Origin of the sequence: Methylobacterium sp. DB0501, from assembly GCF_011043735.1 — a bacterium.
Taxonomy (GTDB): Bacteria; Pseudomonadota; Alphaproteobacteria; order Rhizobiales; family Beijerinckiaceae; genus Methylobacterium; species Methylobacterium alsaeris.
Genome location: NZ_JAAKGV010000057.1, coordinates 1 through 8,848 on the forward strand (window position 1 = coordinate 1; position 8,848 = coordinate 8,848).

9 protein-coding genes are annotated in these 8,848 nt (G+C 69.5%); 4 read left to right on the top strand and 5 right to left on the bottom strand.

Annotated elements, in window-relative coordinates; all coding sequences use genetic code 11:
* From G4G93_RS34950 to G4G93_RS34965, 4 genes are all read right to left on the bottom strand, one after another.
* On the bottom strand, positions 1–1,593 hold a 1,593-nt coding region (locus G4G93_RS34950), incomplete at its 3' end, for a methyl-accepting chemotaxis protein (RefSeq protein WP_165091887.1).
* Positions 1,594–1,618: 25 nt separating this feature from the next.
* Positions 1,619–2,080, bottom strand: coding sequence for a chemotaxis protein CheW (locus G4G93_RS34955; protein WP_165091889.1), 462 nt, complete (start codon positions 2,078–2,080; stop codon positions 1,619–1,621).
* Positions 2,080–4,155 carry a chemotaxis protein CheA gene (locus tag G4G93_RS34960; RefSeq protein WP_165091890.1) on the bottom strand — a complete coding sequence of 692 codons (2,076 nt, stop codon included), beginning with the start codon at positions 4,153–4,155 and terminating at the stop codon, positions 2,080–2,082. The genes G4G93_RS34955 and G4G93_RS34960 overlap by 1 nt, the downstream gene beginning before the upstream one ends.
* Before the next feature lie 479 nt (positions 4,156–4,634).
* Complete coding sequence (locus tag G4G93_RS34965; protein WP_165091892.1) at positions 4,635–5,837, bottom strand: methyl-accepting chemotaxis protein; 1,203 nt, start codon at positions 5,835–5,837, stop codon at positions 4,635–4,637.
* 209 nt (positions 5,838–6,046) lie between these two features.
* On the opposite strand from G4G93_RS34965, the gene G4G93_RS34970 reads away from it, so the two are divergent.
* Complete coding sequence (locus G4G93_RS34970; protein ID WP_165091898.1) at positions 6,047–6,349, top strand: lipid asymmetry maintenance protein MlaB; 303 nt, start codon at positions 6,047–6,049, stop codon at positions 6,347–6,349.
* A 47-nt stretch (positions 6,350–6,396) separates the two neighbouring features.
* The gene (locus tag G4G93_RS34975; RefSeq protein ID WP_165091894.1) at positions 6,397–6,762 is read left to right on the top strand and encodes a response regulator; all 366 of its coding nucleotides are present in this window, start codon (positions 6,397–6,399) and stop codon (positions 6,760–6,762) included.
* 117 nt (positions 6,763–6,879) lie between these two features.
* On the opposite strand, the gene G4G93_RS34980 is transcribed toward G4G93_RS34975, so the two are convergent.
* Positions 6,880–7,248 (bottom strand): hypothetical protein, encoded by a 369-nt coding sequence (locus tag G4G93_RS34980; protein ID WP_165091895.1) that lies wholly within the window; start codon positions 7,246–7,248, stop codon positions 6,880–6,882.
* Positions 7,249–7,599: 351 nt separating this feature from the next.
* Between G4G93_RS34980 and G4G93_RS34985 the strand changes: the two genes are divergently transcribed.
* A complete protein-coding gene (locus tag G4G93_RS34985; protein ID WP_165091897.1) occupies positions 7,600–8,022 on the top strand; it encodes a hypothetical protein in 423 nt (140 codons plus the stop codon).
* Positions 8,023–8,228: 206 nt separating this feature from the next.
* Positions 8,229–8,848: cysteine peptidase family C39 domain-containing protein (locus G4G93_RS34990; protein ID WP_246737192.1), on the top strand; the 620-nt coding region annotated here is incomplete at its 3' end.

Consider the following 8,848-nt stretch of genomic DNA (forward strand, 5'->3'; position numbering starts at 1 on the left):
GTTGAGCGCCAGCAGGTCGGTCTGGCGGGCGATCTCCTGCACGATGGTGATCTTCTGGGCGATGGTCTGCATCGCCTCGACGGCGCGCCCCACCGCGGCGCCGCTCGCCTCGGCGTCCTTGGCCGACTGGCGGGCGATGGCCTCGGTCTGGCCGGCATTCTCGGCGTTCTGCTTCACGTTGGCGGCCATCTCCTCCATCGAGGCGGAGGCTTCCTCGGTCGAGGCGGCCTGCTCGGTCGAGCCCTGCGACAGCTGCTCGGCGGAGGCCGACAGCTCCTGTGAACCGGCCGAGACGTTGCCCGCGGCCGCGGCGGCGTCCGCCACGACGGTGCGCAGCCGGGCCAGCATCGTCTGGAGCGCGAGGCCCATCCTGTCCTTCTCGGACAGGGGCTCGGCCTGCACCGTGAGGTCGCCCTCCGCGATCGCATCGGCGAGGGTGGCGGTTTCGTTCAGGTTGGCCGTCATGCGGTTCATGGCGGTCACGAGGTCGCCGATCTCGTCGCGGGAGGTCACCGTGACCGTCTGGCTGAGATCGCCCATCGCCACGGCGTCGGCGAGGAACACCGCGCGGCTCAAGCCGCGGGAGATGGTGACCGCGAGCCAGGTCGCGATGACGAGGCCGAGGAGCAGCGCGCCCGCCAGCACGGCGAGCAGCATTGCCTGGCCGTCGCTCGATTCGGCCTTGGCCCGCGCCACCGCATCGGCCATGCGCTTGTTCTGGAACTCGACCAGGGCGTCGAAGGCGCGGATCGCCGCCGTGCTGGCGACAGCGTACTCGCCCGAGGCGAGGGAGGCGGCCTTGACGGTGGTCCCGGTCTCGACGGTCGAGAGCGCCTTCTGGAAGGACGCAGACCAGGCCGCATATCTCTGCCGGACCGCCTCGACGGGCAGGCCGCGCGCGGCGCCGACGCGCAGCAGGTCGTCGACCGCGCGCGAGATCTCCTCGCGCATCTGCTTGGCAGCGCTCACGCGCTGGTCCAGCGTCTCGACGCTGAGGGCGCCGGTCGCCGACTGCATCTGGCCCCAGGCCCGCTCCAGGCGGACCTGGAAAGCCGCCGCGGTGCGGACGAGTTCGTCGTCGCCCGGCTCGCCCTGCCGGCCCTTGGCGAGCGCGTCCAGCTCGGTCCGCAGGGCGGCGGTGGCGGGACGCCCGGTCGTGTTGATCTCCGTCCAGGTCCGGGCATTCGAGTTCAGCTGCGTCAGCTCCTGCACCTTGAGGCCCAATGCGCGCTGCTTGTCGTACTTGTCGGACAGATCCTCGAAGAGCCGCTTGCCATCCTCGGAACTGATGTAGGTCCTGGCCTTGGCCAATGCGGCGAGCGCATCGGCCCGATTGTCCGTCGCGCGCTTGCTGAAATCGGTCATCTGGGCTTCGTCCGCGCTGATGACCGCCGCCCGCGCGTTAGAGATGCCCCGGATGGCATTGGCCTTCGCGTCGAGGACGAGCGCCTGGACCTCGGACCGGCTGACGACGAACCGCATCGATTCGTCGGCGGCGGTCAGCTTCTGGTACCCGACCGCGCCGGCCGCGCCCGCCAGGACGAGGACCGAGGCGAAGCCGCCGGCGAGTTTCGCCTTGATCGTGACCCGCATGAAATGACTCCAGACAAATTCTAGCTCAGTTCAGGATCCGTTCGACATCGGGCAGAATGACGAACTCGTCCCCGCTCTTGACGATCGACTTGATGTATTCGGGCCGCCACGAGGTCCCGACTTTCGGGATCGGCTGCGCGGTGCCGCCCTGGACCTCGGTCACCTCGAAGACCTTGTCGGCGACGAGGGCCACGATGACCGGATCGCCCGCGATCTCGACCTCGATCACCACGAAGCGGGTATCCGGCGTCGCGGCTTCCGGCTTCATGCCGAAGCGCTCGCGGATGTCGGCGAGGGGCACGACGTTGCCGCGCACGTTGACGATCCGGTCGAGATGCGAGCGCGCGCCCGCCACCCGGGTGGTCGGGATCGGGTCGATGATCTCCCGTACCATCCCGGCATCGAGGGCGAAGGTCTCCGACCCGATGCGCACCTTCACCACCTGCAGGGGGGTGGTCTGCGCCTGAATGTCCGCTGTCCCGGTCATCACGCCACTTCCTGGTATTCGCGCGGCATCTCCGCCTGCCCGCCCGTGACGAGCCGGCCGACATCGATGATGAGGGCGGCGGTGCCGTCGCCGAGGATCGTCGCCCCCGAGAAGGTCGCGACGTCCGCGTGGAGCTTCGAGAGCGACTTGATCACCGTCTGGTGGTTGCCGATGATCTGGTCGGCCACGAGCCCGACCCGGGTCTCGCCGACCGAGACGATGATGACCTTCTGGTACGGGTCGGGCTCGCCGTCGGCCTCGAACAGCGACCGCAGCCGCAGGAACGGCACCAGCGCGCCGCGGATGTCGAGGAAGTCCCGGCCGCGGCCGGTCCGGTCGCCCTCGGGCAGCTCGACGCATTCCTCGACCGCCGAGAGCGGCACGACGTACCGCCCCTCGCCGACCCGGATCAGCAGGCCCTCGATGATGGCGAGCGTCAGCGGCAGGCGCAGCGTCACGGTGGTGCCGGCGCCGGGCTCGGTCGCGATGTCGATCGTGCCGCGCAGGGCTTCGATGGTCTTCTTCACGACGTCCATCCCGACGCCGCGGCCCGACAGGGCCGAGATCGTCGCGGCGGTGGAGAAGCCGGGGGCGAACAGGAACTGGTAGACCTGCTGGTCGCTCAGCACGGTGCCGGGGGCGACGAGCCCCTTCTCCTCGGCCTTGGCGCGGATGCGGGCTGCGTCCAGCCCGGCGCCGTCGTCGCGCACGCTCACCCGCACCTGGGCGCCGACATGCTCGGCCGAGAGGGTGATGCGGCCGGTGGCGCTCTTCGCGCCGCCCGTGGGCGTGCCGGCGCGCCGGGCCGGGTCCTCGATGCCGTGGTCGATGGCGTTGCGGATCAGGTGGACCAGGGGGTCGGCCAAGCGCTCGATCACAGTCTTGTCGAGCTCGGTGTCCTCACCCTCGGTGACGAACTCGACCGGCTTGCCGAGATCCCGCGACAGGTCGTGGACGAGGCGCCGGAAGCGGCCGAACAGCGCCCCGATCGGCACCATGCGGATGCTCATCGTGGTGTCGCGCAGGCGCGCCGACAGGCGCTCGATCTCCTCGGCGACGGTCTTGATGCCGGCATCGGCGTGAAGGCCGGCGATCTGGCTCAGGCGGGCCTGGGCGATGACCAGTTCGCCGACCCGGTCCATCAGCTCGTCGAGGCGCTCCGCCTCGACCCGCACCGTGCTGGCGCTGCGTTGCGCGCCCGCGCGGGCCTCGGGCGGGGCGGCCGCGGGAGGCGCGGCTGGAGGCGCGACCGGCATCACGACCGGCGCCCGCGGCGCGGCGACCGCGGAGACGGGCTCGGCCGGGGGAGCCGGATCGGCCGGCGCCTCGGCGGCCCCGCCGAGGGCCGCCAGGGTCAGGGTCATCTCGTCCTGGACGAACAGGAACACGTCCTCGATCGCCTCGCGGGTGACGGCCGCCCGCAGGGTCACGTCCCAGCCGATCGCCAGGGCGCCCGGATCGAGGGCCGCGAGGTCCGGCACCGCGTCGAGCCGCGCCGTCACCTCGCAGGGGCCGAGCTCCCGCAGGTCGTCGAGGAGGGCGAGGGGGTTGGTGCCGTTGCGCAGTACCTCCGGCGCGAAGGCGAGGCCGATCCGCCAGCCGGTCTCGAGGGTCGATCCCCGGCCTGCGGTTTCCGGACTCGAAGCCTGGCCCGCGGCCTCCGGCGCGTCGGGCGAGGAGGCCGGCCCGGCCGGGCTCGTCGCCCGGCCGACCAGGGTGCCGAGCTCGTCGAGGATGGCCTGGCCGAAGATCGGCTCGGCCCCGTCGGGATCCTCGATCAGCTGGCGGATGTAGTCCTTCGCCGACAGGGCGACGTTCACGAGATCGACGCTCGCCGGCACGCGGCCCTGGCGCACGAGGTCGAAGGCGGTCTCGAAGTCGTGGGTGAACGCCGCCACCCGCTCGAAGCCGAACATCGCCCCCGAGCCCTTGATGGTGTGGAGGGCGCGGAACGCGGTGTCGATCAGGGCCCGGTCCTGCGGCTTCTCGCCGAGATCGAGCAGCGTGGTCTCGAGGCAGGCGAGAAGCTCGTCGGCCTCCATGCGGAACACGTCGACCGGGTTCAGGGTAGTCATGTCGGCATCGACCCTTGGATCGCGCGGGAAGCTCGAGGACGAATGCGCAAAGCCGCCCCGGCCCGCCGCCGACGACCGTTCTTCCACCCGGCCGCTCCTCGCGGGCGGCTTTCGGAATCCGGGTCATCGGGGGTGGAGGCTGAGAAATCCGGAATTTCGCAGTCGCTATTCTTCGCATGGCGGGCGCTAATTTTCGGTTAGCGATCGAATATTCATGCGCGGTCGGGGTTAGGAATATTGTCAAACCCAAGGGAAGCGGGAGTCGAAGGCCGGTTCGGCACGGCGGCGGTCGCCGATCGAAGACTTGGGAGACGCAGCGTAAGGCAGGTCTTCAGGCCCACGAATCCTCGCGGCGAGCGCCATTCGAGACTGGGCGGGCGCCTTGTCTTGTCCGGCAGGCGCTCCCGTCATCGGGATGCCGCCGGGATCATGACGGACAGTCCAGCGAAGATTCGCTCCGTCCGACGGCGCGTCGTGGCTCAGAACAGGTCGATGCCGTCGAACTCGTCCGCGCCGGCCGGTGCCGGGACCGGCGGCCGCTCCGGCGGTTCCTGCTCCGGTTCCTGCCCGAGGATCTGGCGCCGCAGGCGGTCCCGGACCTTGCCGAGGGTGCAGGAGGCGATCATCGCCTCGACCCAGGCCTGATCGGGCGCGGGGCCGGACCCGTCGATGCCGCGCGCCGCCGCCGCGTCGGCCATCCGCCCGAGCTCGACGGAGAGCGCCCGCAGCACCGTCTCGCTGTTCTGAAGGCGCTGCTTCGTCAGATCCTGGAACTGCAGCGCCACGATGGCGCCCGACACGTCGGCGGTGATCGACTGCGTCGTCTCGGCGGTCTGCTGCAGCACGCCGGCGAAGCGCGAGGTCTGGGCGACGAGGGTCTGCATCACGGTCCTGACCCGCACCTCGGCGCTGCGGCTCTCGTCGGAGACGTCGACGGTCGCGATGTCCTGCAACAGGCCGTGGCTGTCGCGCAGGCCGGTGGCGATGACGCGGATCTGGTCCTTGATGGTGCCCGAGAGCGTGTTGATCGATTGCGCCAGCAGGCGGACCTCGTCGGCCACCACCGAGAAGGCCCGGCCAGCCTCGCCCGCCCGCGCCGCCTCGATCTTGGCGTTGAGGGCGAGCAGGTTGGTCTGGCGGTTGATGGTCTCGATCCGCGCGACGCTGCCCTCGACCGCGTCGATCTCGGTGAGCACCGTGTCGAGGGAGCGGGCGGTCGCACCCCCCTGGCGCGAGAGCCGGCCGACCTTGTCCATCAGCGCCGCCAGGGTCTCCCCGAGCCCGGAGGCGACCTCCGCGAGGAGGACCGGGTGCCCGTCGATCTCGACGGACTGGATCGACGCGACGAGTCCCTGCACGATCTCGGCCTGCTCGCGGGTCGTCGCCGCGATGTTCTCGAAGCGGTGCGTCAGGCCCTGGACGCTCTCCTCCACGTGGGAGGAGGCGATGCCGAGCTCGTCGACCAGGGCCTCCAGCGATCGCCGCTGCAGGGCGGAGAGGCCGAGCCAGGATTGCAGCAGGTCGATGAAGGCCGCCGTATCGGCGGTGGGCGGCGGCTCGGCGACGGGCGGCGCGAGGCTCGCGGCGGCGGGAGCCGGGGCGAGGGCCGGGGCCTCGCGGCGGGGCCGCAGCCATCGGGCACGGGAGCGCTCCAGCGTCACCTGTGCGACCTCCGAAATCATCGTCCTGGACTCCATGGGACCGTTCGTAGCGTTCGTGCCCGCCCGACGTCGAGTCCGGGGCCGCCCGGACGCTACGGGCCCCATGCTTGCCGAAACGTTGACGACATGGAGTCAGGGGTTCCGAAAGATTCAGGGAAGTTTTACGCCATTCCCGCTTAGTCTTGCGGCGAGGGGCGGTTCGGACCCCTCGCCAGGACGCCGGCTCCGTGATGTCAGATCCTTTCACCGTCACCCTCCCGGACGACTGCACCGTGCGGACGATCGGGACCCTGCACGGCGAGATCGCCGCCGCCCTCGCCTCGACCGCAGACCTCGCGCTCGACTGCGCCGCGGTCGCGCGCGCCGACATCGCCTTCGTGCAGCTGGTCGTGGCGGCCTCAGCCACGGCGGAGCGGCAGGCCAAGCGCCTCACCCTCGTCGACGCCCCCGACATCGTGCGCAGCGCCTTCGCGCGGGCCGGCCTGACCGCGCAGAGTCCCTTCCGGCAAGCCCCGTTCCTCCACGCCGCCTGAGCGGCCCCGCCCGATCCGTCTCACCCCCGTCCCGGAGTTTCCATCCCATGGCTACCGTTCTCGCCGTCGACGACTCCATGAGCATCCGGCAGATGATCAAAGTGGTCCTCGGACCGGCCGGCCACACCGTCATCGAGGCCGAGGACGGCGCCGACGGCATTGCCAAGGCCAGGTCCGGCGCGCCCAACCTCGTCATCACCGATCTCAACATGCCGGTGATGAACGGCCTCGAGATGATCAAGAACCTGCGGACGATGCCCGCGCTGACCGGCGTGCCGATCCTGTTCCTGAGCACGGAATCGGACGAGAGTATCAAGCAGCAGGCCAAGGCGGCCGGCGCCACCGGCTGGATCACCAAGCCGTTCAAGCCCGAGCAATTGCTGGCCGTGGTCACCAAGCTGACCCGGGCCTGATCCCGGGGGCGGGGGGAGCGCGCTCTCCCGGCTTCGTGCCGGACCGCACCGTCATACCGAATCCGACTGATCGCTTCCGGCGAGCCGACAGGATCGCCGGAAGCGATCAGTCGGATTTCATATGCGATGGTTCGGCCACATCGCCCGCATGATGGCCCGGGGCGAGAACGGGCCCGACGAGCAGGTTTCGGGGGCCAGCCGGCGCCGGACCGACTGGGAGATGGGTGAGGCGCGCTTCACGAGATCCAGAAGCGTCTCTTCGGCGGCCCTCAGGTTCGTCCGGGAAGGATCGATGAGGGCGATGTCGACCGCCCGCTCCGCCGCGTTCCACATCACCGGCGCGACCGTCTTGCCGACATTCAGGACACGGGTCATGTGCAGGGCATCGTAGGCCTGGATGGCCGACCCGATGCGGACGAGGCCGAATTCCGGACGTTCGAAATCAACCCAGACGACGATCGTCCTGCTGAAGTCATACGCGGACATCGGCTCCTCCACGTCATCGGTTCGACTGTCAACTTCCGGTTGCGAATTTCGGTCCTGGATTGCATCGGGCCATCGAGAGGATGGTGATCGAGCAATGAATCGCGATGCCGGCGATTGAATCGAATGCGATGATCGTGACGACGGAGCGAGTCGCCCCCGGGCGGGTCTCGCCTGTCCGGCGGGATCGCCGGGACTCGGCCGCAATGCGCTCGGCCTGAACGACGCGGTCGGCGGCGATTTCCCGATCCCGCAAGACCACCGGCGCCCGTTCGCCCTCGACAGCCTCGTGGTGGAGCGGTTCCTGTCGGTCTCCGGCGACGCGATCGTCGTCGGCTCCCGGAGCCGAACGCCGTGTTCGACACCAAGGGCGACCCCGACCCCTACCTGGACGTGGCGGCGGTCGGGATCGATCCGCTGAGGCACAACGACCAAGACGGCCGGAAGGAGAGCCCCGATCCGTCGAAGGGCTTCGACATGATGGAGTGCCGCAAGGCCGATCGAGATGTCGCCCAGGCCAAGATCGACCCGATGCCGCACGACCTGCGTAGGGCGCCCTCGACGGCCGTACCACCTTCGGCGCAGCGGCCTCCGGCAACGGCAACGTCGGGCCGTCGCCCGGGAAGTCGGTCGGCCCGGATCCTTCGGGTCGACCGCGTTGTTCGGCAAAAAGTTCCAGATCTCGGACGCCGCTGCGGCCGAAGGAGCCTCCCGTCCGGCAGTCCGTCGGCATCGCACCCGGTTGCCGAGCACGAACTTTTGTATTCTGTTCTGTGAATCGGCGCCAGATGGATTCGCAAGAGAACGGCATTTCGGCGAATATACTGGCTTATGGCCTTGTAAGACGGAAAATAATACGAACATATCTTACGATTTAATGCGAATATTCGTGAGTTTTATAAAATCGACATCGGTTGTGAGTTTACGTGCGTCGGTTATTAGGATGGCGGTTTGATATCGCTCTGGTAGGAGTGTTAAGGCCGATGTTGAAAGGCGTTGCCTCACAGGCCGGCCCCGACCAATCCGGTCCCGGCCCCGCGGAACTGCCGGCGGCCCGGCCCGATTCGGGCCTCGGGGCGCTCGCCCTCGTCGCCTCGTTCCACCAGATCCCCTGCGAGCCCGCCCAGGTCCGCCACGACCTCGGCCTCGGACAGGGGCCGATGAGCGCCGTCGACATCGTCCGCGGCGCACGCCGCCTCGGCCTCAAGGGGCGCCTGCTCCAGGACCAGAAGCCCGCCCGCCTGGAGTCGATCCCGCTCCCCGCCATCCTCCAGGTCGAGGACGGACGCTTCGTCGTCCTCGGCCGCCGCTTCGAGGACGGCAAGCTGCGCATCATCGATCCCGTCGCCCGCACCGCCGACCACGTCGAGCCCGACGCCTTCCTGCCCCGATGGACCGGCACCATCGTGCTCGTCGCCCGACGCGCCAACCTCCAGACCGCCCTGCACAAGTTCGGCCTGACCTGGTTCGTCCCCTCCGTCTGGCGCTACCGCAGGCCGCTCGCCACCGTGCTCGTCGCCTCGCTGTTCATCCAGCTCTGCGCCCTCATCACCCCGATCTTCTTCCAGATCACCATCGACAAGGTCCTGGTCCACCGCGGCTA

Excerpts from the sequence above, each read along its gene's own strand:
- G4G93_RS34980 (WP_165091895.1), bottom strand. The coding sequence starts at position 7,248 with ATGTCCGCGTATGACTTCAGCAGGACGATCGTCGTCTGGGTTGATTTC.
- G4G93_RS34960 (WP_165091890.1), bottom strand. The coding sequence starts at position 4,155 with ATGACTACCCTGAACCCGGTCGACGTGTTCCGCATGGAGGCCGACGAG.
- G4G93_RS34955 (WP_165091889.1), bottom strand. The coding sequence starts at position 2,080 with ATGACCGGGACAGCGGACATTCAGGCGCAGACCACCCCCCTGCAGGTG.
- G4G93_RS34965 (WP_165091892.1), bottom strand. The coding sequence starts at position 5,837 with ATGATTTCGGAGGTCGCACAGGTGACGCTGGAGCGCTCCCGTGCCCGA.
- G4G93_RS34970 (WP_165091898.1), top strand. The coding sequence starts at position 6,047 with ATGTCAGATCCTTTCACCGTCACCCTCCCGGACGACTGCACCGTGCGG.
- G4G93_RS34975 (WP_165091894.1), top strand. The coding sequence starts at position 6,397 with ATGGCTACCGTTCTCGCCGTCGACGACTCCATGAGCATCCGGCAGATG.